Raw genomic sequence first — 23277 nt, forward strand, 5'->3', positions numbered from 1 at the left:
ATGCATGCACTGATTGCCGCAGCGCTGGATCGCAGCCGTACCAGCCTGATGATCCTCACCTTCCTGATCCTCGGTGGCCTGGTCGCCTATGTCGCCATCCCCAAGGAATCCAACCCGGACGTGGTCATTCCCATGATCTACGTCTCGGTGACCCTGGAAGGTATCAGTCCGGAAGACGGCGAACGTCTGCTGGTGCGCCCACTGGAGCAGGAGCTGCGCAGCCTCGAGGGCGTCAAGGAAATGCGCTCGGTATCCAGCGAAGGACACGCCTCGGTGACCCTGGAGTTCGACGCCGGCTTCGACGCCAAGGTGGCGCTGGCCGACGTGCGCGAGAAGGTCGATACCGCTCGCAGCAAGCTGCCTGAAGAGGCCGACGAGCCGACCGTCACCGAAGTCAATGTGGCGCTGTTCCCGGTGCTGTCGATCGGCCTGTCCGGCCCCATCGCCGAAACCGAGCTGGTGTATATCGCCCGGCGCCTGAAGGAGAACGTGGAAGGTATCGCCGAAGTGCTCTCGGTGACCATTGGCGGCGACCGCGAGGACCTGCTGGAAATCGTCGTCGATCCGCAGGTGCTCGACAGCTACGGCATCGATTACAACGAGCTGTTCAACCTGGTCAGCCGCAACAACCGGCTGGTCGCCGCCGGCAGCCTGGATACCGGTGCCGGCCGCATGAGCATGAAGGTACCTGGCGTCATCGAAGACCTCGAAGACGTGATGACAATGCCGATCAAGGTGGTCGGTGACAGCGTGATCACCTTCGCCGACGTCGCCACCATTCGCCGCACCTTCAAGGACCCCACCGGCTTCGCCCGCATCAATGGCCAGCCCGCCATCGTGCTGGAAGTGGCCAAACGCAGCGGCGCCAACATCATCCATACCATCGAGCAGATCAAGGCGCTGATGGAGCAGGCAAAACCCCTGCTGCCGCCCGGTGTTGAAGTCAGCTACATCATGGACCAGTCGCAGGAAGTGCAGAGCATGCTCAGCGACCTGCTCAACAACGTACTGACCGCCATCGTCCTGGTGCTGATCCTGGTGGTGGCGAGCATGGGCATGCGTTCGGCGCTGCTGGTCGGCCTGACCATTCCCGGCGCCTTCCTCAGCGGCATCCTGCTGATCTGGATGCTCGGCTTCACCCTCAATATCGTCGTGCTGTTCAGCCTGATTCTGGTGGCCGGCATGCTGGTCGACGGCGCCATCGTCGTTTCCGAGCTGGCCGACCGCTACCTGCACCAGGGGCAAACGCCTCGTCAGGCCTGGGCCAATGCCGCCACGCGGATGGCCTGGCCGGTTATAGCCTCCACCGCCACCACCTTGGTGGTGTTCCTGCCGCTGCTGTTCTGGCCCGGCGTGGTCGGTCAGTTCATGAAGTACCTGCCGGCCACCGTGATTCTCTGCCTGCTGGCCTCGCTGGCCATGGCCCTGGTGTTTCTGCCGGTGCTCGGCGCAGTCACCGGCGGCAACGCACGGCCAAAGGCGCAGAGCGCCAGCCGCGCGGGCAATGCCTATCGCCTGCTGCTGGAGAAACTGCTCAAGCGCCCCGGCCTGACCCTGCTTGGCATGCTCGCGCTGGTCTCGCTGATTTATGTCGGCTACGGCCGCTTCAACCACGGCGTGGAATTCTTCCCCGATGTCGAGCCGGAAAGTGCGCAGATCTGGCTGCGCGCCCGTGGCGATCTGTCGGTGCAGGAGAAGGACGCCCTGCTCAAGCAGGTGGAAAAACAGGTGCTGGGCATGCGCGAGGTCAAGGCGTTGTATGCGCGCTCCCTGGCCCAACCGGAAGGCCAGCTCGGCGCCGATGTGATCGGCACCCTGCAGTTCCAGTTCGTCGACTGGCACCAGCGCCGTCCGGCCAACGACATTCTCGCCGAAATGAGCCAGCGTACCGCCGACATTCCCGGCGTGGTACTGGAGTTCCGCAAACAGGAACAGGGCCCCACCGACGGCAAGCCGGTGAAGCTGCAGATCAGCTCGCTGGACCCGGCGCAGGGCGAGCAGTGGGTCGAGCGTATCCGTGGGGAAATGCAAAGGCTCGGTGGCTTCGCCGATATCGAGGACGACCGCGCCCTGCCCGGCATCGAATGGCGGATCAAGGTCGACCGCGAGGCGGCCGCGCGCTTCGGCGCCGATGTGCTCAGCGTCGGCAACGCGGTGCAGATGATCACCAACGGCCTGAAACTGGCCACCTACCGCCCTGAAGATGCCACCGATGAAGTGGACATCCGTGTGCGCCTGCCCGGTAACTGGCGCTCGCTCGACCAGCTCGGCCGTCTGACCCTCAATACAACCGCCGGCCAGGTACCGCTGAGCAACTTCGTCGACCTGCAGCCTGCGCCCAAGGTCGGCACCCTGCGCCGTGTCGATGGTGACCGCACCATCACCCTGCAGGCCGACCTGGCCGAGGGCGCGCGCCTGGACGAACGCCTCAGGGCATTACGCGAAGCCCTTGGTGATGTACCAGCCGAGGTCAAGGTGAAGTTCGCCGGCGAGGATGCCGACCAGCGCGAGGCCGCCATCTTCCTGATGACCGCCTTCGTCGTTGCGATCTTCCTCATGGCGATCATCCTGGTGACACAGTTCAACAGCCTCTACCAGGCAGCGCTGGTGTTGTCGGCCATCGTCCTCTCCACCGCCGGTGTACTGATGGGCCTGCTGGTAAATGGTCAGTCGTTCGGCATCGTCATGGTCGGCATGGGCCTGATCGCCCTGGCCGGCATCGTGGTGAACAACAACATCATCCTGATCGACACCTACAACCAGCTGCGCCGCCAGGGCCTGGAACCGCGCGAAGCAGCACTGGAAACCGGCAGCCTGCGCCTGCGCCCGGTACTACTGACGGCGGTGACCACCATCCTTGGTCTGATGCCCATGGTGCTCAGCATCAACGTCGACCTGGTGACACCGAGTCTCGGCTTCGGCGCGCCCTCGACGCAGTGGTGGACGCAGCTGTCCAGCGCCATCGCCGGCGGCCTGGCCTTCGCCACCGTGCTGACGCTGCTGCTCACCCCTTGCCTGCTGGTACTCGGCGCTCGCTTCGAGCGCCGCCCGCCACCGCTGGAGACCTACGACACCGACCTGCTCGACCTGCCGGAACACCTGATCGCCCGCAAACCCGACAGGGCAAACCTGCAGCGCACCAACTGACGCTGGAGTCCGGCGCCCCAGCAACCAAAGCTGGATACATGGCAAAACGCCAGATATCGCCTAGGCTAACCAGCAACGATGGTTAGGGCGGGAATGGAAAGACAGCAGGGATGCTTTTAACAGACAGCAGACGCGCAGGCGTCTTGCAGAAACGACAAAGCCCTCTCTCGGAGGGCTTTGCTTTTTCCACTCGCTTGCATTGGCCAGCGGAAGGAAGAAATACCGAGCTAACGAAGTGTATGGGGTCGGCATCCTGCCGGTTGGCCACTTCGTTAGCCCGGTGACCGGAGAGTAGTCCAGGCAGTGGCACTGTGCCAAGCCTCAATTGCGCGGCATGTTTCACAGAGCGGAGATGCTCCCCTGGCAGCGCTCCCCCCGCCCGAAATCCCCCCAGCACGTTCGCATGACTGCTGCTCAGCACCCTCTCTCGTGACGTTGAGAACAGCGAAACGCACTTATGCACAACTTACGAGCAGGGTCTTACTCCAGCGCCATACAACTAAGCACAAAATACAATGTTTTTATGGCGCCATAAAAATAACGCCCATAAAAGCACCAACTATTTTTTGGCGCCTAAAAAACAGCAAATATAAGTTATTGTTTTTATTGAACAAAATTTTAAAGAAAGACAAACAAGAACAATTCGAAGTTTTTGGTTCACGTTTTGCTTGAAATGCCAAAACAGCCAACTTAGTATCCGCGCCAATTCGAGTACCACCCATTCGATTGCAGTAACCATTACGCAATCTTAGTGGCGTACTTAATGAACACGGATGTCGGCCAGTTCAAACCGGCTAGCTCAATTATATGAGAGAGGGACCTATGAGAATCACCATCTTTGGATTGGGTTATGTGGGCGCCGTATGCGCCGGTTGCTTGTCGGCTCGCGGCCATGAGGTCATTGGCGTCGATGTATCGCAAACCAAGATCGACCTGATCAATCAAGGCAAATCCCCCATCGTCGAACCCGGTCTCGGCGAACTGCTCGAAGCCGGCGTCAGATCCGGCCTGCTGCGCGGCACCACCGATGTCAGCGCCGCAGTGCTGGCCAGCGAGCTGTCGTTCATTGCCGTGGGCACACCGAGCAAGCGCAATGGCGACCTCGACCTCGGTTATATGGAGTCGGTGTGCAAGCAGATCGGTACCGCCCTGCGCGACAAGCAGGAACGTCACACCGTGGTTGTGCGCAGCACGGTCCTGCCGGGCACGGTAAAGAATGTGGTGATACCGCTGATCGAAGCAGCGTCCGGCAAGAAAGCCGGTATCGATTTCGGCGTGGCCACCAACCCGGAATTCCTGCGTGAAAGCACCGCGATCAAGGATTACGACTTCCCGGCCATGACCGTGATCGGTGAGCTGGACGAACAATCCGGCGATCTTCTGCAAGAGCTGTACAGCGAACTGGACGCGCCGATCATCCGCAAGTCCATCGAAGTGGCGGAGATGATCAAGTACACCTGCAACGTCTGGCACGCAGCCAAGGTCACCTTCGCCAACGAGATCGGCAACATTGCCAAGGCCGCCGGCGTCGATGGCCGCGAAGTGATGGACGTGGTCTGCCAGGATCACAAGCTCAATCTCTCCAAGTACTACATGAAGCCCGGCTTCGCCTTCGGCGGCTCGTGCCTGCCCAAGGATGTGCGCGCCCTCTCCTACCGTGCCGGCAGCCTGGACGTGGAAGCACCGCTGATCAACTCGCTGATGCGCAGCAACGCCGCCCAGGTGAAGAAAGCCTTCGACATCGTCGCCAGCTATGACAAGCGCCGCATCGGCCTGCTGGGTCTGAGCTTCAAGGCTGGCACCGACGACCTGCGTGAAAGCCCCCTGGTCGAGCTGGCCGAAATGCTGATCGGCAAAGGCTACGAACTGCGCATTTTCGACAGCAACGTCGAATACGCCCGCGTTTTCGGCGCCAACAAGGAATACATCGAATCGAAGATCCCCCACGTTTCCTCGCTGCTGTGCAAGGAGCTCGACGAGGTGGTCTCGCAATCCGACGTACTGATCATTGGCAATGGTGAACAGCGCTTCGCCGAAGTCATAAACAGCGTCGGTGACGACAAACAGATCGTCGACCTCGTGGGCTTCATGACGCATGCCACCCAGGCCAACAAGGAAGGTATCTGCTGGTAGCAAAAAGCTAGGGCCTGTACGAAAAGTCGCCGAGCGCAGGCACTTTTCGTACAGAGCCTAACAAGAACAGAGGCGGCACCGGTTGGGCGCCGCTTGATTGGTTATGGCATGTCGCCCGTTCACTGCCCATACGATCCGAATCGATGTTTACAGGAGTGACAGCATGATTCCTCTGATTTTGTCCGGTGGTAGCGGTTCCAGACTCTGGCCGCTCTCGCGCAAGCTTTATCCCAAGCAGTTCCTGGCCCTCACCGGCAGCGAGACCCTGTTTCAGCAGACACTCGGCCGCCTGGCAATCGAGGGCATCAGCAAGCCCATCGTGGTGTGCAACGAGGAACATCGCTTCATCGTCAGCGAGCAACTTGCCGCTATCGGCGGCGAAGCGCAGACCATTCTGCTGGAGCCGTTCGGCCGCAACACCGCGCCGGCCGTGGCCATCGCCGCCATGCACCTGCTCGCCGCCGGGCGCGACGAGCTGATCCTGGTCCTGCCAGCTGATCATGTGATCGAAGACCTCCCGGTGTTCCATAGCGCACTCGGTGTGGCTCGCAAGGCTGCAGAACAGGGCGAGATGGTGCTGTTCGGCATCCCCGCCGAGCGGCCTGAAACCGGTTACGGCTATATCAGGACCGGCGAGCGATCCGGGCTGCCGGGTGGCGTTCTGTCAGTCGAGCAGTTCGTCGAGAAACCCGACCTGGCCACCGCCAGCGAATTCGTGGCGCAAGGCGACTACGTCTGGAACAGCGGCATGTTCCTGTTCCGCTGCAGCCGCTATCTGGAAGAACTGCAACGGCACGATCAGGACATCTACGACACCTGCCAGCTGGCGCTCAGCCGCAGCAAGAGCGACCTGCAATTCATCCGTATCGACCCCAGCTCCTTCGAGTGCTGCCCGGACAACTCCATCGACTACGCGGTGATGGAAAAGACCGATCGCGCCTGCGTGGTGCCGCTCGCGGCAGGCTGGAACGACGTCGGCTCCTGGTCTGCGCTGTGGGATGTTCAGGACAAGGACGACCAGGGCAACAGTTGCTCTGGCGACGTGGTGATCCACGACAGTCAGGACTGCCTGGCCCATAGCCAGAGCAAGCTGGTGACCCTGGTCGGTCTGAAGGACGTGGTGGTGGTGGAGACCAAGGACGCCGTGATGGTCGCCCACAAGGACCGCGTGCAGGACGTCAAGCATCTGGTCAACACCCTCACCTGCGAGGGGCGCACCGAGGCGCAGAACCACTGCCAGGTCTATCGCCCGTGGGGCAGCTACGACTCCATCGACAGTGGTAACCGCTTTCAGGTCAAACGCATCGTGGTCAAGCCAGGCGCCAGCCTGTCGCTGCAAAAGCACCACCACCGGGCCGAACACTGGATCGTGGTCTCCGGCACTGCGCGGGTGACCTGTGACGACAAGACCTTCCTGCTCTGGGAGAACCAGTCGACCTACATCCCCATCGCCGCCGTTCACCGTCTTGCCAACCCCGGCAAGATTCCCCTGGAGATCATCGAAGTCCAGTCCGGCAGCTATCTGGGTGAGGACGACATCGAGCGATTCGAGGATGTCTACGGCCGCACCGACGCCACGATCAGCTAGCGACTTTCAGCGTCACAACGCCTGACGTCCGTACACGGCTTCACTGGAGGAAGCACGTCACATGCCTAGGTTATTCAATGGGGTCGACACCTCATCCGGTTTCGGCAAGCTGTGCGGTTGGCTATGCCTGATCGCCTTGCTCGCGCTTGCCTCGGAAATGGTCGACCCGAGCTACCTCGACCCGTCGCATCAGAAATTCATTTTCCTGATCGGCGCGCTGGGCATGTGGCGGTACGGCAACGCCGCCACTCACTATCTGCGCGGCATGTACTTCCTGCACTGGCGTTTCCCACGGATGCGCAAGGCCGTCGAGCGCATGGGGGCCGCGGCGCTGCCCGAGCACATGTTCATGGTGGTGACCAGCTTCCGCATCCCGACCCACACCACTTTCAAGGTGTACCAGTCGGTGTTTCAGGAAGTGCAGCGGATGCCGGTGCCCTGCACCGTCATCGCCTCGATCGTGGAGAAAGGCGACGAGAATTTCATCAAGGACATCATGCGGCAGGAAGTGCGCGACCGCGACGACATCAAGCTGATCATCGTGCGCGCCCGTGGCACCGGCAAACGCGACGGCCTGGCGCATGCCTTCCGCGCCCTGTCCCGGCAGATGCCCCTGGAGAACGCCGTGGTGGGTGTGGTCGATGGCGACACCATGATGCTGCCCGGCTGCGTCGAGCGCGCCGTCAGCATGTTCGCCTACCTGCCCAGCGTCGGTGGCATCACCACCAACGAGTTCTGCGAGGTGGAAGGCAGCAAGCTGATGCAGGAATGGCACACCATGCGCTTCGTCCAGCGGCACATCAACATGTGCTCGATGGCACTGAGCAAACGCGTGCTGACCATGACCGGGCGCCTGTCGTTCTTCCGCGCCAGCGTGATGACCAACCCGGAATTCATCAAGGACGTGGAAGCCGACTTCCTCGACCACTGGCGGCTGGGGCGTTTCCAGTTCCTTACCGGTGACGACAAGTCCTCCTGGTTCAGCCTGATGCGCGCCGGCTGGGACACCTTCTACGTCCCCGACAGCCACACCCTGACGGTGGAGCATCCACCAGACAACAGCTTCCTGCGCGCGACCCGGCAGCTGATGTACCGCTGGTATGGCAACTCGCTGCGCCAGAACTTCCGCGCTACCCGACTGCTGGGCCTCGACCGCCTGGGCCTGTTCACCATGTACGTGCTGTACGACCAGCGCGTGTCCATGTGGACCTGCCTGATGGGTTTGAGCGCCTCGGTAGTGGCCGGCCTGCTGTTCGGCATCCAGTACCTGTTGCTGTACCTGTTCTGGGTGCTGTTGTCGCGCACCCTGGTAACGCTGTTGTTCTTCTTCGCCAAGCACCCGGTGCATCCGATGTACCCCTTCGTTCTGTATTACAACCAGATCGTCGGCTCGGTGATGAAGGTTTACACCATGTTCCACATGGATCAGCAGAGCTGGACCCGGCAAAAGACCACGCTCAGCAATGGCAGCGTCAGTTTCGATGCGGCCCTTAATCGATGGACGTCGAAGACGATGTTGTTGTCCTCCATTGCCATCTTCTTCGGGGTCATTTCGGTCCTGCTAGAACTCACGCAACCTTAAGTAAAGGCGCGAATGCTATGAGTAGCACCACTGTCTTACCTGTAAACGTTGTTCACGAAGCGATCGATGAGCGCCAGTTCGTCCGCGCCAAGATTCCCGCCCGCATCAGCCTGGAAGGTCACGGCCTGAAGGGCGTGGAATGCGAGATTCTGGACATCTCCCTGGGCGGTATCGGCCTGTTCCTCGAGCAGCCGCTGAAACTCGGCAGCCTGTTCCACGGTTCGATCAAGCTGAAGCTGAACAAGATCGACCTGAACATCGACACCACACTGAAGATCGTCTCCCAGCGCGGCCATGAAGTGGGCGCCGAGTTCGTCGAGCTGGATCGGCAGAAGCGCGACATCCTGCGCTACATCATTTCGGCCTACATGTCCGGCGACATCGCCGACATCAACGGCCTGTTCAACGTGATGCAGCGCGAGAACTACATCAAGGAGCGCAAGACCAAGCAGGCCAATGCGCGCACGCCCATGGAACGCCTGCAAGCGGCGCTGGGTTCGATGCTGTTTCTCGGCGCCGGCCTGGCCGCACTGAGCCTGATCGTCTACAAGAGCTACCTGCTGTTCTTCCAGATGCCGGCCGCACAGGCGGTGGTCAGCGCCAACGCCTACGTGGTGAGCATGCCGGAAAACGGCAACCTCAAATACCTGATAGGCCCCGAGCAGACCAGCGTGAGCACCGGCCAACCACTGGCCAGCGTGTCCACGCAACTGGCCAGCAGCCTGACCAGCCCGACCGACATCGCCGCCCTGGCCAGCCTCTCCGAACAGGATGCAGCCGCCCTGCTCGGCCGCGTGACCGTCGAGACGGTGATCGCCAGCCCCTGCGACTGCAGCCTGTACTTCCCCCGACCGCGTATGGATGGCTTCGCCTACAAGCAGGAGCAGCTGGTGCATCTGCTGCCGCAGGATCAGCCGCTGAACGTCAAGGCCAGCGTCCCCTTCGATCGCATGGACAAGATCGAGCGCGTGCGAGCGGTCGAGATGCGCGTCCTGGGCAGTGACACCCTCTACAGCGGCGAGATCGTCGCCAGCCGCGTCGACGACCAACGGCAGATGGTCGAGCTGACCATCAAGCCGGATCAGGAGTTGCCGCGCAGCGCCTATCAATTGCCCACTGCCGTCGACTTCAAACTCGGCCTGCCCCTGCGCTGGACGTTCTGAGGTCGCCATGCCGGTCAGATATCTTCTTTGCACAACCGCTCTGATGCTGGCTCTCGCCAGCTCGGCTCATGCGGCGCGCAGCCTCGAGCAAGTCCGTTATGCGCTGTTTCAGGACGGCCAGGCGGAGGTCGAAGAAGACCTGCGTCATCTGTCCGCGCGTGGCGACCTGGCCGCCACTCGCCTGCTCGGCGAGGTGCTGGCCAGCCGCAGCCCGGCGAATACCACACAGGCCCTCGAGCTGTTCAAACAGGCCTTTGCCGATGGCCGCGGGGACATCGGCGCGCTGATTCCTCTGGCCCGGCTGGTGGACAACAAGCCGCGCTGGCGCGAAGCCAACCGCGCATACATGCGCCAGGCGCTCGGCCGTTTCACACCTGGACGAGATTTCATCGCCGTCGACACGCGCCTGGAAGTATTTCTGGTCTACCCCGAGCTGTTCACGCAGGACGAAGTCACCCGGCTGATCGAGCTCTATGACCGCGCCTGCCTGATCTACTGCCACGCGCCGCTGTACCGAGCGGTGGCGGCGGCCCGCTACGGTGAAAGAAGCGAAGCCGAGAAGTGGTTCCAGCTGGCCGTGGAAAGCGACCCTCGCGCCGTGCAGCGTTATTACGAGTTTCTTGGCGAACAGCGCAACGTGCTGTTTCGCGCCTTCGCCGAGCGCCTGGCGCCGCGCATGAATGCGCTGCCGATCGACCTGGTGCACCGCATCGCCCAACAAGTGGCGAACATCCGCAACATCGAGATCAGCACCTTCAACAACAACCGCCCGACCACCCGCGCGCAGACCGACGAAGAAAAAGAAGCCCGCGAAGTCAAGGCGAAGGCCCATGCCAGCCTGGTCGAACAGCTCGACCGCGAAGTGCTGCAGTGGCTGGACAACGCCATCGAGCGTGATTTCGGCCCGGCCATGCTGAGCAAGGCCAGCTTCCTCATGACCGCACCGGACCGCTACAGCCCGGAGCCCGTGCTGGCCCTGATCCAGCGTCTGGAACAACGCCAGGGCGAGAACCTGACCCTGAGCATGGCCGAACGCGAAAACCCGATCACCCCGCAGCGCATCAAAGCACTGCGCGCCAGCCTGCACATGGTGCTGTGGCGCACCCTCGATCCGCGGTTGAGTCAACGCCTGATCACCGAACTGCAGGCCGAGCAGTACCCCGAGGCCCTGCTGCTCGAAGGCGACCTGTACAGCCAGGGCGGGCTGGACGAGCCCGATCAGGATCGCGCTCTGGCGCTGTACATGACAGAAGCCCGCCAGGGTTCGGTGAACGCCCTGCTGCGCATCGCCCGCCTCTATACCTACGGCCGTGCCATCTGCCGCGACAACGGCAAGGCTTACTCCTTCGCCTATGCCGCCCATGAACTGGGCGACCAGCGCGCCACGGATCTGATGCACACGCTCAGCACCCGGCTCACGCCTGAACAGCGCGATATAGCCGCCGCCGAAGGCAACCGTCTTATCGAGGAATCCACACTGTGAGCGCTCCCAATGTCCTTAGCCGCGCAGCCCTGCTGCTCGCCTGCCTGCCGCTCGGTCTGCTGCACGCAGAAGAAACCAGCATCACCTCGCCCGAGCTGGAGCCGGTCACCTCGCTGCTGACGCACAAGCTGTTCCTGCGTACCGGCTACGGGCCGGACGAAACGCGCCTGGGCGAAGACCGTCGCAGCTTCTTCAGCTTGCGCTACGAGCCGTCCTACCGCTGGTACTCCCCCGAACAACGCTGGGCAAAGTGGGAAGCCTTCGGCCGCCTGTGGCTCAACTACGACACCGATCCAAATGCCCTGCAAAGCGACGAGGGCAACGACGAAAACGTATCGAGCCGGCGCCATGCCTACAGCGAGGCCCGCGAGTTCTATGTACGCCGCAACCTGCTGGGCGACGACCCGCGTTTTTCCGCGACCTTCGGCCGCCAGCGCTTCAGCGATCGTTTCGGCATCTGGTGGGACGACAGCATCGAAGCCCTGCGCCTGGACTACAACGACAGCTTCGCCAGCGGCTTCGTCGCCATCGCGGAGAAGTTCTACTACTACAACTCCGACGACAACCGCCTCGACCCGCGCGACAAGAAGATTCGTTACCTGATGGCCGAGTACGCCTGGCGCTGGCATGCCGACCACTGGATCGGTGCGCGCCTGCTGCACGAGGACGACTACTCGGGCAGCTCGCCCGATGATCGCCAGGACTTCGATGGCCTGCGCTACGGCGTATTCCTGCACGGTGACACCCGCCACCTGACGTCGCTGGTCAGCGACTACCATCTGGAAGTCGCGGCACTCGACGGCAGGCTGGAAACCACGCAGAACAATGGCCTGCGCGATAGCGGCGACAAGACCGGCTGGGCCGTGGTGGCGGATGTCGGCAAGCGCTTCGAAACGCTGCCATGGACACCGCGCGTAGGCATCAGCGGCGGCCTCACCGATCGCCCGGATGACAGCGGCAGCGACGGTTTCACCCTCAACCGCATCCAGTCCGACCGGCGCAACGATCCGCTGAGCTACAGCAGTCGCCTGGTCAGCAACCTGGTCAGCGTCAACCTGAGCAACCTGGCCTTCTACGGCATCGTGCTGGAAACCCAGCCCACCGATCGCACTGCGTTGGATGTGCGCATCAGCGATCTGCGCCTGCGCAACCGTTCGGCGCAACTGCCCCTGCGCACCACCAACGAAGGCGTGGTGCGCGATACCGGCTCGTCTCATCTGGGCCAGGTGCTCGACATCAACCACTACTGGCGCATGTTCCCGCTGGCCTACGACGGCAAGCGGGTACAGCTCAACACCCTGGCCAGCCTGAGCTACTTCAAGGCCGGCAGCGCGCTGGAAATCGGTGATGACTATCAACTGACGCTGGGCATAACCCTGACTTACTGACCGAGAGCAGCGCTAGCATGATCTTCGCCTCCAACGTCTTTCTGTTCCTGTTTTTGCCGGTGTTCCTGCTCTGTTACTACATAGCCAAGGACCACTGGCGCTCGTACGTGATCGTGCTCGGCAGCTACCTGTTCTACGCCTGGTGGCGCCCGGACTTCCTTCTGCTGTTCGTCGCCATTTCGTACTGGAACTACTGGTTCGGCCTGCGCATTAAGGCGCGGGTGGATGCCGGCGAGAAGAAGATCGCCTTTCGCCTGCTGACCGTCGGCGTGATCGGCAACCTGGCCACGCTCGGCTACTTCAAGTACGCCAACTTCGGCGCCGACGTGCTGGTGGCGGTGCTGGAACCCCTGGGCATCAATACCTTCACCCTGGAACACATCATCCTGCCGCTGGGCATCTCCTTCTATGTGTTCCAGGCGCTGAGCTACATCGTCGACATCTACCGACGCAACGCCGAGCCCACCAATCGCTTCGTCGATTTCGCCGCCTATATCGCCCTCTTCCCGCAACTGATCGCCGGGCCGATTCTGCGCTACAGCCTGATCGACAAGCAGTTGAAGAACCGCACCCACTCGCTGGAGCTGTTCTCCCTCGGTGCCTGCCGCTTCATGCTCGGCTTCATCAAGAAAGTGCTGATCGCCGACTCCCTGGCGCCGATGAATACCCTGTTCATTGGCGGCGGTGGTGAGCTGCAGATGGCCGACGCCTGGTTCGGCCTGCTGATATCCGCGTTGCAGCTGTACTTCGACTTCTCCGGCTACAGCGACATGGCCATCGGCCTGGGCATGATGATGGGCTTTCGCTTCGCCGAGAACTTCAACCAGCCCTATATCGCGCAGAGCATCACCGAGTTCTGGCAGCGCTGGCACATGACCCTGGCCGACTTCCTGCGCGATTACGTGTACATGCCGCTGGTACGCAAGCGCCTGGTCGGCATGCTCGTCGGGCTGGTCATCACCATGGTGCTGTCCGGGCTCTGGCACGGACCAAGCTTCGCCTTCATCTTCTGGGGGCTGTTCTTCGGGATCGCCATGGTGATCGAGCGCAAGCTGGGCATCGCCACCAAGGTCAACACGCCCTACAACTTCTGGCGCAACGCCCGCTGCATGTTTCTGCTGGCCTCCTGCATGCCGCTGTTCTTCACCGGCAACCTGCCGCACAGCCTGCAGGTCTATCAGGCGCTGATCGGCCTCAATGGCATCGGCTCGCTGGACCTTTACTGGTTCGGCACCTCCGCCATGACCATGACCTTCACCCTGATCGCCCTGCTGTGGATCGTCATCGCCGGCGGCATCAACATTCGCTACTACGCCAGCACCGGCAAGGACTCGTACTTCATGCAGCACGTCAGCGGCTTCGGCGCCCTGTTGCTGTGGGTCGGCTTCCTGCTGACGCTGACCCGACTGGCCGCGAACTCCTTCTCACCCTTCCTGTATTTCCAGTTCTGAGGATGCCTCCATGTTTCCGGTGATGAACTCGGCCAGCAAGATCAACGGGATTCTCTTCTGCGTGATGCTGTGCGCCATGTTCCTGTACTCGCTGCCGGCGGTGTTCGCCTTCGCCGGCACTCAGACCCAGGCCCTGTCGCTGTTTCTCGACGGCAAACTGGTGCGCAAGTTCGAGCAGTTCTACGACAAGCAATTGTTCCTGCGCGACCCGTCCGTCGAGCTGTGGGCCAACATCCAGCACGCGATCTTTCGTGAAGGCGCCAGTGGCGTGGTACTGGGGCGTGACGGCTGGTTGTTCACCAACCAGGAGTACCTGCAGCCCAGAGACCTCGAGGGCAACCTGGAACGGCAAATCGTGCTGATCGACAAGGTGCGCGCGCAACTGGCGCAGCAGGGCGCGCGACTGATCGTCCTGCCGGTTCCGATGAAGCTGGACACCTACGCCGCGCACTCCACCTATGCGCCTTCGGAGCAGATCAGCGGCCTGTACCAACACTTCAGCGAACGCCTGCGTGAACACGGCATCGATACCGTGGATCTGCGCAGCGCCTACCTGAGCGTTGCGGCCACCGAGCCGCTGTTCCTGCGTAACGATACCCACTGGAGCCCAAGGGGAGCCGAACTGGCAGCCCAGACCCTGGCCGCGCAGTTTCCCGAGCTCCTGGGCGAGACCCCTTACCTGACCCAGGCCGTCAGTGAAAAAGAAGTCACCGGCGATCTGCTCAACTACCTCAAGTTCGACCCCAGGCTGGCGCCCAGCTATTTCGAGCCGGTGCATATCCAGCTCTACGAAACCCTGCAGCAGAGCCGCAACGACCTCGCCGACAGCCTGTTCGGCGAAGAGGCCGTGTCACTGGCGCTGGTGGGCACCAGCTACACGCGTATCGATGACTGGAACTTCGTCGGCTTCCTTAAGGAAGCCCTGCAGCGTGACCTGGTGAGCGTCGCGCTGGAGGCCCGCGGCCCGTTCCAGTCGATGAACGAATTTCTCGCCGGCCCGGCCGCGAAAAGCGGTGAGCTGCAGACGGTCATCTGGGAGTTCCCCCTGCGCACCCTGCTCGCCCAGCGCCAGATTCCTACCCCCCTGGCTACGCCAGAAACTGCCCAACACTGACCGAGGTACCGTCGTATGCCTGCCTTCATTTCACGCGCACTGATCATCCTGCTGACGATCGCCAGCGCCGCCGCCCAAGCCCAGGACGGCAACGCCGACCTCTATGACCCGGTGGCCCCGGCCAACTCGGCTTTCGTGCGGGTACTCAACCTCAGCGAACGCAACATCGAAGTCACCCTCAGCGGCAAGAACAAGCCCCAGGTCGTCACCGGCGGGCAGTTCGGCGGCTATCGCTTCGTCGCGCCAGGCAAGCAGCGCATTGCCGTAGCCAACCAGGCGGTGGAACACGAGCTGAAGGCCAACACCGCCAGCACGGTGATCTACCGCGACGGCCAGTTGCTGCTGATCGCCGACCAGTTCGTCAACGAACCGCGCAAGGCGCAGATCGCCTTCTACAACCTCACCGACAAGCCGGCAGCGCTGAAGACCGTCGACGGGCAGCACGTGGTGGTCGACACCATCAAGCGCGACCAGACCGGCAGCCGCATGGTCAACGAGCTGAAGATCGCCTTCGCCGCCTATGCCGAGAGCGAACAGCTGATCGGTTTCGACGAGCTGTTCCTGAAAAAGGGCCGCTCCTATAGCTATGCCCTGCTACCTGCGGCCAACGGTTACCGCGCAATAACCCTGGCCAACAGCATCGACCCCAGCGAATGAACCCTGAACGGCTGGCCAAACAAGTGAGCGGACGATGACCCCAAAGAGCATGAAGCACTATTTTCTACTGGCCATCGGCAGCCTGATCGCAGCGGGCGTACACAACGCCTCCGCTGCGGCGCAGAGCGAAAAGACCGATGAATGCACGGATTTGCAATGCCTGATCTGCCCGCAACTCAGTGCGCCCGAGGAATATGCCGAAGGCAACATGAAGGCACTCAAGCAGATCGTACCGGGGAGCGATCGCTGGCTGTTCCGTTCGGAAGTCGACCTGACCAACGAGTTCGGCATTCCGCCGGCCATGCAGCCAGAGTTCGCCCGCCTGATGCGTGCGTTCGCCAGCCATGGCACCCAGGTCGCGGTGGCCGTGCAGCCTACTCGCGGCCTGATGCATCGCGCCCAGCTGCAGCCGGGGCACATGCATGGCTTCGACTACGCGCGCGCCAGCGCCAACCTGCGCAAGTTCATGCAGCAGATGCGTGACGGCGGCGCCATCGTTCCGGACATCATGACCCTGGTGGAGCAGCCGCCGAAGGATTTCTTCTTCCGCCGCGATCACCACTGGACCCCCGTAGGTGCAGAGGCCACCGCCCGCGTCACCGCCGACGCCATTCGCCAGCACCCGGTCTACGCGCAACTCCCGCGCAAGGGCTACACCACCGAGCAAACCCTGACCCTGCACAAAGACGGCACCCTCAACCTCGGCCTGGCAGCTATCTGCGGCAACCATTTCGGTTATCAGTTCGTCCCCGGCTACCAGACCGTTCCGGAAGATAACGATGCGGCCCTGCTGTTCGAAGATCAGCCCGACCCGGAAATCGTCCTGGTCGGCACCAGTAACTCCGCCGCCCGTGAAGACGAGACCAAGCAGTTCAACTTCGACGGTTTTCTCAAGCAGTACCTGAGCAGCGACCTGATCAACTACGCCCTGCCCGGTGCGGGCCAGGACGGCTCGCTGCTGGAATATCTGCTGTCACCCAACTACGCCCCGGACAAGGCGCCCAAGCTGATCATCTGGGAGCTGCCGGCCAACTACCGTCTCGATGGCGACCTGATGTACCGCCAGCTGATCCCGGCGGTCAACGGCGGCTGCAAAGCCAGCGACAGCCTGCTCGAAGCACGTCTGGAACGTCCCGCCATGGGCCTCAACGATCGTCTCGAACTGCTCAGCAACGCCGGTGCGCAGCGCAAGGACCTCAAGGGCCGCAATGCGCTGCTCGACATCCGCATCAGCGACCCCAACATCAAGAACTTCTACATCATCACCTACTACGACAACGGCACACGCGACAAGGTGTGGTTCCGCCGTGAGGCCATCGTCACCGGCGGCCAGTACTACCTGGAACTGAGCCGTGCCGCGGAGTTCCGCGACGCCAACCTGCTGTCGGTGCTGCTCGAACCTACCCAGGTGGTGGAGCAGCCCTTCCAGATCGAGACCAAGCTATGTCTGTGAGGATTTCGCCCAGCCGCCTGACGGCCATGCTGGTGCTGCTCGCCGGCCCCGTGAGCGCCAGCGCCACGCAGTCGATCTGGAGCAACCACACACCGAACATAGCGGCGCAGATGACGGCCGACTACCGCCACGAGAGCTGCCCGAAAAAACCGCCTGCGGCCTACACCGGACACCTGCAACTGGACAGCAAGTACGACCAGAGCGACGCCAGCAAATCGCGGCTGGTGGCGCGCCAGAGCAAAGACACCGAACGTATCCGCCAGCAAGTGAAGCAATACATCGGCGGCCTGGTGAAAGCGACTCAGGTGTTCCAGCGCACCAGCAAGGCCAACGAAGCCACTACCGCCCTGGCCTGCCTGAACCAGTGGCTCGATGCCTGGGCCAGCAAATCGGCGCTGCTCAGCGACGACGCCAGCAAGACCGGCGTCGCCTCGCGCAAATGGGCACTGGCCGCCATCGCCTCGACACTGCTCAAGGTGCAGGCCCTGAGCGATGAGCGCTATCAGTTGAGCGCCGTTCAGGCGCGCTGGCTGGGGCAGCTGTCGGCCAAGGTGATGGCCGAATACGAGCCGCGCCGCTACGACAGCGGCATCTACTTCAACAACCACGACTACTGGGCCGCCTGGGCCGTGGCCGCCACCGCCATGCTGCTCGATGATGACCGTGCTCTGGCCTGGGCCGATGTCGCGCTGCGCCGCGCCTTCACCCAGCTCACTCCCGGCAAGGGTGACTACCAGTACCTGCCCCTGGAGGTCGCCCGCGGCCGCCTGGCTGCCGACTACAGCCAATACGCCCTGGTACCGCTGATGCTACTGGTGGAGGCCGCCGAACATAACGGTCGCCCGCTCACCGAGCAGGAGCGCGAGAAACTCGCCGGCCTGGCCAACTTTGCCGCGCGCGCCGTGCTGGAGCCCAAGGCCCTGGCGGAACTGACCGAGCGCCAGAGCGAAGTCGGCCCACACAAGATGGTCTGGGTGCTGCCTTTTCTTACTCGCTATCCGCAGCACCAATGGGCCGCACGCCTGTACCAGGCGCACGGCAAAGCCATCAATCATTACAGCCAGGTGGGCGGCGATCTGAAACCGCTGTACCCCCAGCTCAACTGACTCAGGATGCCACCATGTCCCAGGCACTGAACCTCTCCCGCGCGCTGCTGCTGACGGCCTGCGCAGCCTGCAGTCTGAGCGCCCTCGGCGGCCCGGCGGCGTTGCACACACTGGACCCGCAGTGGCAACAGCAGCAGCAACAGCGAACCAGCCAGCAGATCATGCAACACAGCCAGCCACCGGCTTTCGACCTGCCGGCACCGGCGCAACGCGGCAACGCCAGCCTGGAGCCGATGTACTCCGCGCAGGCGGGCAGCTGGCCCTTCGAGCCGTTCGTGCACAACGGCCTGTTCCGCGCCATCGCCGGCTACCAGGCGCAACACCCGCGCGCCGTGGTCATCCGCGGTGGCAGCGTCAGCCTGGCGCAACTGCACGCGCAACTGAACGACCCAAAGGTTCTGCGTAAGCATGAAGACGGTTACCTGCTCAGCTACCCGCTGATGATTGCCGAAGACGCCGCCCTGCTCATCGACGATCAGGTGCTCTACCTCTTCGGCCCGTCGGGCACCGCGCTGATCAACCAGGGCTTGCTGCAGGTAAAAGGCTCGCGCCTGGAAAGCTGGAGCGACGGCCGCGCGCTGGCCACCGACCGCCCTACCCGCCCCTTCATCATGAACTGGGCCGGCAGCCGTCTGCGGGTTGTCGACTCGCACCTGGTCAAGATCGGCTACAACGCCAACTTCTCCCGCGGCATCAGCAGCGGCCTGAGCGCGCAACAATCCGCCACCCGGCCGGCGGCGCGCATTCTGATCGACAACAGCCGCTTCGAAAGCATGGCCAGCGCCCTGGAGCTGCGCCACAGCGAAGCCCTGATCCGCAACAACCAGTTCAGCCACCTGCAGCAGTACGGCATCGATCTGGGCAACAGCCGCTTCCTGATCGCAGACAACCGCATCGACGACGTAAAGCACAACAGCGGTATCCGCATCGGCGGCAGCAGCAGCGGGCGCATTCAGAACAACCTGATCCTGCACACCGGCAAGAGCGCCATCGAAGTCAGCGAGCAGAGCGGCGCGCTGCTGATCGAGAACAACCGCCTCGGTGCGTCCAGGGGTTACGGCGTGATGCTGCGGCAGATCAAAGGCGGCGCTGGGCTTTTGATCGAGAACAACCTGATCGCCAACAGCCGACTCAGCGCCATCGACGCCGGCGGGCTCAGCGGCGCCCTGATCATCAACAACCGCATCCAGTCCACCCCGGAATACGCCATCAGCCTGCGCAACGAGCAGCTCACCGCCGGCCAACTGGTCATCACCGGCAATACCCTGGAAAGCATCGGCAAAGCCATGATCCGCGTGGAGGGTATGCAGAACACCGTGCTGGGCAGCAACCAGTACCGCGCCAACCCGCTATTGCAGAACCTGCTGATCGGTGACCTGCTGCCCCTGCAGAGCCAGATCCTCGACAACACCGTGCGGCGCAACTGCCATCTGCAGATATCCCAGCCTCTGACCGGCACCAGCGGCAGCGCAGACGCCCCCACCTGCACCAACTGACCAGCGCCAGACGTGGCCGAAAGGCCTGCACTCATTCCGCTCCGAGTGCAGGCCAGGACACTAGCGATGCTCCACTTTTAGCGTTGAAAAAACCGCAGCCCCAGCACTGGTCTCATTGCCGTTGTTATCGAGCGTGTAAACACCCGCCTTGAAATACAGGTTGTGACTGGCCCAGGCCGAGTTGAGTACACCGCTCCAGGTTTTGACCGCACCACCAGGCTCGACCAGGCCAATCGTCAGCCTGCCGTTCTTCGCCAGAAACACCTCATAACTGAAATCCTGATTCAGCTTGATCTTGCTCGATAGCACGATCTTGGTTGCATTGGCGCTGGCCGGATTGCCGCGGAACGAAATAACCACGTTGCCATAGCCAGTGGGCGAGAAGGATTGATAGCCCAGCATCACCGGGGGCGAAGTGCCGTTCTTCGAATGGATCTGGGAAAAGGCGATCAGCCCATTCGAAGGCACCTGGGTGATTCTCGCCGTGGCGGTCAGCACGTTATCCGCGGCGCTGTAGGGCCAGTTGCGCAGAGCACCGTTGGCGAACGTCTCGCGCAACTCACTGCGCGGGTAGGTCGAGTTGGCGGTCGTGGTGCCGTTGACCGGTGCCCAGAAAAACAGCCTGCCCTCCTTGGACTGAAAGTAGTGATCCTGATACCCCCCGGCCAGAACGGGGGTGGAAATGACGGCAGCAGGGACACCGACAGGGATGGTCAGGTTCCAGGTGGACAGGTCGATCATTGGGCGCGGTACTCCGAGGGTGAAACGGTGGTCTACGCCCGATCTATCCATGGCCGTGCCAGCATCGCTTCGAGCGTTGAGGCGGAGAATATCGGCACACTCAGCGGCCGTTAACGACCATCCGTCACCATGATGGCGCTATTTTTTTGACCACATAAGACATAGCCAACAGCAAAATCTATCCACCCATTCACCGCTAAGGAATTTCCTCAGCGACACGCTGGGCAGTGCGCCAAAACTGACGGAGTTGGCGCCAATAAGCGCTTTGCAGAAATGTGCGCCAGCTCGCGCTTTGTAGCGCGGCGAGCGTTGCTTCGAGTGCGCCCAGCCATTCACAACTGACCCAAGCGAACACCTGGAAACGACAAAGCCCCGAACCGTATGGCGGTTCGGGACTTTGGTTTGATATATAGCGGGAAGATGGGGATCTTGAACCCGTTTGGGCGGGTGCCCGTTGCTGCCCTTCTCTGCCCAACGCTAGCAAAATCGGGGCTTTCGCCTCATCCCTCCTGCCCATTGCGGCACTCTGTCGCCCGTTGATTTCGACACGCCTGCTAGACAGTTTTGACGGCTATGGGTAGCGTCTAGCCATCACAGCGCCCTGGATCGTCTGAAATCTGGATGCTTTGCGTGTCGCTTTTCCTTCTGCCCAAGTCGCTTTCCTCATTTTGACCTTGATTAAAATCAAGGACTTAGCGAAATTCTAGGCAGGTTATCAGACACCAGCGGGTATTTTATGCGACAGCAATGTCGCCTAATTAATAGTTATGTGTCACACAAAATGGAGGGTGTGTGTTTAAATTTTTACTAGGAACAATCGTTGGATTGTTTATATCTATGTTGGCTTTTTCAACGCTGACAATTTTCGAAGTGAAAATTGATATGTCAGTTGCCACCAACATATTTATTGCAGCCGCAACATTGACCGCCACCTTGATTCATTTTGATTCGCAAAAGAAACAAAGAATTGATCGAATATGGGAAATGAACAAAGGCGTACTTCTTGATCTTACGCACTCGCTATCTGAAGCCATCGAAGCCACAGAAACCGAAATCCATAACCGTCACTGTCATCCAGAAGAACAAGTCACATTAAAAAATCATGATTGGAACAAGCTAAAAGAGAAAACAAATTATGTGCTTAATGTTTACGGCCCTCTAATAAGCGCTGAGTTACTAGCCTCAATAAATCATCACAAGCAAATGAGTAGCAACATTCACCACCAAGTTGACCGCGAAGGCCTAGACACATTAACAGCCTATGAAATCACATTAGAAGAACACAGAAAACTATACGAGCAACTTCTTTCGTTCATATCAAAAATAAGCGGTGTAAGTGCCACATAACAACTGGTTCAAACCGTTCGCTTCGCTCACTGGGACGGGCTAAAGCCCGCCCCTTAACCAAACGTTATGAGGCTAGATGCTTGTGAGCAGGCGTAGAGAACTAAAGGGAATTGCCGCCGGGATATCCTCAAGCTTCTCGTCAAGATACAACGACATTGATGGCTACTGGGGACTAGGAGTTATTTATCTCTGCGCAGCAAAGGCAGGTCTAAGTAAATTTCAACTAGACCTAATCAGTGGCGAATCACTTCCATACTTCAAACACTCAAAAAAAGTAGCCGCTCCTTATCTTGAGTACTTGAAGGTACAGGCAGAGAAAAAAGGGTTTCACGCTTGGCAGATCTGTAAGGCAGTCATAGAAATTGAATTCAACACCATCCCATCCAAGCTAAACTTAATTTTCAAGCGAACGTGGGGCGAGGCTTTTCTCTGCACTGTTAGCATCACAGACGACTTAGGTAAATCTTGGAGCTATCAATATGAAGGGTGGTGTGGGAAACATGACCCCACAAAAGAGCACCGAAGCACTCGCAGGTACGCCTCATAACAAGTGGTTCAAATCGTTCGCTTCGCTCTCTGGGACGGGCTAAAGCCCGCCCCTTAACCAAACGTTATGCCGGATAGATAAAATGTGGCAGGAACTCGTTAAACAGCACAGTGGCGCAATAATCGTTCGAGAGGCCGCTTCTGAATCAGCAATCCAGCTTGCCGAAAGAACCCTTGCCGTCAAATTCCCAAGTGACCTGCAAGCTCTCCTACTGGAGTCCGACGGAATCGAAGGCGAGTATGGTCACGGCCTTGTCTGGCAGCTTGATCGCATCGTTGAAGAAAATCTAAGTTTTAGAGAAAGCGCCGAGTTCAAAGAGCTTTATATGCCATTTGATTGTCTCCTTTTCTTTGCCGACGCCGGAAACGGCGATCAATTCGCCTTTCCTATCCAAACGGGAGGCATACGCAGAGATGACATTTTTGTCTGGAATCATGAGGACGATAGCCGCACATGGGCTGCTCCATCTCTGTCCAAGTACCTGGAATGGTGGCTCAGTGGAAAGCTCAAGGTCTAGGCATAACAATTGGTTCAAACCGTTCGCTGCGCTCACTGGGACAGGCTAAAGCCCGCCCCTTAACCAAACGTTAGAGGCTACTCACGCACACTGAGGCCAACAACCATGAAATACGACGATCAGAAAATTTCAGAAGTTGTTTTAGCACTGCTTGGAGTGTTTGAGTTCGAGAACGGCAGGGTCTGGAAGAAAATTGAATTCGGCGTCATGGATGAGCTATTTGAAAAAGGCTATATCACTGACCCCAAAGGCAAAGCAGAGTCTGTTTACTTAACAGAAGAAGGTTTGCAACTAGCTAAAGAGCTTGCTAAAAAACACTTCTCAGCACAAGAGTAACCTCTAACAACTGGTTCAAACAGTTCGC

General features: G+C 60.6%; 17 protein-coding genes. 16 read left to right on the plus strand and 1 reads right to left on the minus strand.

Features of this window, described 5'->3' with window-relative positions; genetic code table 11:
* The 13 genes from BLR77_RS20715 (at position 1) to BLR77_RS20775 (ending at position 19761) form a co-directional block, all read left to right on the plus strand.
* The gene (locus BLR77_RS20715; protein ID WP_074681357.1) at positions 1-3147 is read left to right on the plus strand and encodes an efflux RND transporter permease subunit; all 3147 of its coding nucleotides are present in this window, start codon (positions 1-3) and stop codon (positions 3145-3147) included.
* 822 nt (positions 3148-3969) lie between these two features.
* Positions 3970-5280, plus strand: coding sequence for a nucleotide sugar dehydrogenase (locus BLR77_RS20720; protein WP_074681359.1), 1311 nt, complete (start codon positions 3970-3972; stop codon positions 5278-5280).
* A 163-nt stretch (positions 5281-5443) separates the two neighbouring features.
* On the plus strand, positions 5444-6868 hold the full coding sequence (locus BLR77_RS20725; RefSeq protein WP_074681361.1) for a mannose-1-phosphate guanylyltransferase/mannose-6-phosphate isomerase: 1425 nt from the start codon (positions 5444-5446) through the stop codon (positions 6866-6868).
* A 61-nt stretch (positions 6869-6929) separates the two neighbouring features.
* Positions 6930-8450 carry a glycosyltransferase gene (locus tag BLR77_RS20730; protein ID WP_074681363.1) on the plus strand — a complete coding sequence of 507 codons (1521 nt, stop codon included), beginning with the start codon at positions 6930-6932 and terminating at the stop codon, positions 8448-8450.
* A gap of 17 nt (positions 8451-8467) precedes the next feature.
* Positions 8468-9613: a PilZ domain-containing protein gene (locus BLR77_RS20735; RefSeq protein WP_074681365.1), complete on the plus strand. Its 1146-nt coding sequence runs from the start codon at positions 8468-8470 to the stop codon at positions 9611-9613.
* Positions 9614-9656: 43 nt separating this feature from the next.
* A complete protein-coding gene (locus BLR77_RS20740; protein WP_169716329.1) occupies positions 9657-11096 on the plus strand; it encodes a sel1 repeat family protein in 1440 nt (479 codons plus the stop codon).
* Positions 11093-12484: an alginate export family protein gene (locus BLR77_RS20745; RefSeq protein ID WP_074681369.1), complete on the plus strand. Its 1392-nt coding sequence runs from the start codon at positions 11093-11095 to the stop codon at positions 12482-12484. The genes BLR77_RS20740 and BLR77_RS20745 overlap by 4 nt, the downstream gene beginning before the upstream one ends.
* 17 nt (positions 12485-12501) lie before the next feature.
* Complete coding sequence (locus BLR77_RS20750; protein WP_074681371.1) at positions 12502-13935, plus strand: MBOAT family O-acyltransferase; 1434 nt, start codon at positions 12502-12504, stop codon at positions 13933-13935.
* A 10-nt stretch (positions 13936-13945) separates the two neighbouring features.
* Positions 13946-15049: an alginate O-acetyltransferase gene (locus tag BLR77_RS20755; RefSeq protein ID WP_074681373.1), complete on the plus strand. Its 1104-nt coding sequence runs from the start codon at positions 13946-13948 to the stop codon at positions 15047-15049.
* A 15-nt stretch (positions 15050-15064) separates the two neighbouring features.
* Positions 15065-15706, plus strand: coding sequence for an alginate O-acetyltransferase AlgF (locus BLR77_RS20760; protein WP_074681375.1), 642 nt, complete (start codon positions 15065-15067; stop codon positions 15704-15706).
* A gap of 34 nt (positions 15707-15740) precedes the next feature.
* A complete protein-coding gene (locus tag BLR77_RS20765; protein WP_074681377.1) occupies positions 15741-17159 on the plus strand; it encodes an alginate O-acetyltransferase AlgX-related protein in 1419 nt (472 codons plus the stop codon).
* Complete coding sequence (locus tag BLR77_RS20770; protein ID WP_074681379.1) at positions 17150-18265, plus strand: polysaccharide lyase; 1116 nt, start codon at positions 17150-17152, stop codon at positions 18263-18265. Before BLR77_RS20765 ends, BLR77_RS20770 begins: the two co-directional genes overlap by 10 nt.
* A gap of 14 nt (positions 18266-18279) precedes the next feature.
* Positions 18280-19761 (plus strand): right-handed parallel beta-helix repeat-containing protein, encoded by a 1482-nt coding sequence (locus tag BLR77_RS20775; RefSeq protein ID WP_074681381.1) that lies wholly within the window; start codon positions 18280-18282, stop codon positions 19759-19761.
* A gap of 60 nt (positions 19762-19821) precedes the next feature.
* Here BLR77_RS20775 and BLR77_RS20780 read toward each other — a convergent pair whose 3' ends face one another.
* Positions 19822-20502 carry a polysaccharide lyase family 7 protein gene (locus BLR77_RS20780; RefSeq protein ID WP_074681383.1) on the minus strand — a complete coding sequence of 227 codons (681 nt, stop codon included), beginning with the start codon at positions 20500-20502 and terminating at the stop codon, positions 19822-19824.
* A gap of 792 nt (positions 20503-21294) precedes the next feature.
* Between BLR77_RS20780 and BLR77_RS25240 the strand changes: the two genes are divergently transcribed.
* The 3 genes from BLR77_RS25240 to BLR77_RS20790 all read left to right on the plus strand — a co-directional run bounded on the left by BLR77_RS25240 (position 21295) and on the right by BLR77_RS20790 (position 23249).
* Entirely contained in the window at positions 21295-21849 is a 555-nt protein-coding gene (locus BLR77_RS25240; protein ID WP_139203055.1) for a hypothetical protein, read from the plus strand.
* 629 nt (positions 21850-22478) lie between these two features.
* Positions 22479-22913, plus strand: a complete 435-nt coding sequence (locus BLR77_RS20785) for an SMI1/KNR4 family protein (RefSeq protein WP_074681385.1) — start codon at positions 22479-22481, stop codon at positions 22911-22913.
* 105 nt (positions 22914-23018) lie between these two features.
* A complete protein-coding gene (locus BLR77_RS20790; RefSeq protein ID WP_074681387.1) occupies positions 23019-23249 on the plus strand; it encodes a DUF6429 family protein in 231 nt (76 codons plus the stop codon).
* The last annotated feature ends 28 nt before the right edge of the window (positions 23250-23277 follow it).

The sequence above is a fragment of the Ectopseudomonas alcaliphila genome, from assembly GCF_900101755.1.
GTDB classification, from domain to species: Bacteria; Pseudomonadota; Gammaproteobacteria; order Pseudomonadales; family Pseudomonadaceae; genus Aquipseudomonas; species Aquipseudomonas alcaliphila.

What these genes read in the sequence shown, in the direction of transcription:
- BLR77_RS20715 (WP_074681357.1), top strand. Translation starts at nt 1, where the DNA reads ATGCATGCACTGATTGCCGCAGCGCTGGATCGCAGCCGTACCAGCCTG.
- BLR77_RS20720 (WP_074681359.1), top strand. Translation starts at nt 3,970, where the DNA reads ATGAGAATCACCATCTTTGGATTGGGTTATGTGGGCGCCGTATGCGCC.
- BLR77_RS20725 (WP_074681361.1), top strand. Translation starts at nt 5,444, where the DNA reads ATGATTCCTCTGATTTTGTCCGGTGGTAGCGGTTCCAGACTCTGGCCG.
- BLR77_RS20730 (WP_074681363.1), top strand. Translation starts at nt 6,930, where the DNA reads ATGCCTAGGTTATTCAATGGGGTCGACACCTCATCCGGTTTCGGCAAG.
- BLR77_RS20735 (WP_074681365.1), top strand. Translation starts at nt 8,468, where the DNA reads ATGAGTAGCACCACTGTCTTACCTGTAAACGTTGTTCACGAAGCGATC.
- BLR77_RS20740 (WP_169716329.1), top strand. Translation starts at nt 9,657, where the DNA reads ATGCTGGCTCTCGCCAGCTCGGCTCATGCGGCGCGCAGCCTCGAGCAA.
- BLR77_RS20750 (WP_074681371.1), top strand. Translation starts at nt 12,502, where the DNA reads ATGATCTTCGCCTCCAACGTCTTTCTGTTCCTGTTTTTGCCGGTGTTC.
- BLR77_RS20755 (WP_074681373.1), top strand. Translation starts at nt 13,946, where the DNA reads ATGTTTCCGGTGATGAACTCGGCCAGCAAGATCAACGGGATTCTCTTC.
- BLR77_RS20760 (WP_074681375.1), top strand. Translation starts at nt 15,065, where the DNA reads ATGCCTGCCTTCATTTCACGCGCACTGATCATCCTGCTGACGATCGCC.
- BLR77_RS20765 (WP_074681377.1), top strand. Translation starts at nt 15,741, where the DNA reads ATGACCCCAAAGAGCATGAAGCACTATTTTCTACTGGCCATCGGCAGC.
- BLR77_RS20770 (WP_074681379.1), top strand. Translation starts at nt 17,150, where the DNA reads ATGTCTGTGAGGATTTCGCCCAGCCGCCTGACGGCCATGCTGGTGCTG.
- BLR77_RS20775 (WP_074681381.1), top strand. Translation starts at nt 18,280, where the DNA reads ATGTCCCAGGCACTGAACCTCTCCCGCGCGCTGCTGCTGACGGCCTGC.
- BLR77_RS20780 (WP_074681383.1), bottom strand. Translation starts at nt 20,502, where the DNA reads ATGATCGACCTGTCCACCTGGAACCTGACCATCCCTGTCGGTGTCCCT.
- BLR77_RS20785 (WP_074681385.1), top strand. Translation starts at nt 22,479, where the DNA reads ATGTGGCAGGAACTCGTTAAACAGCACAGTGGCGCAATAATCGTTCGA.
- BLR77_RS20790 (WP_074681387.1), top strand. Translation starts at nt 23,019, where the DNA reads ATGAAATACGACGATCAGAAAATTTCAGAAGTTGTTTTAGCACTGCTT.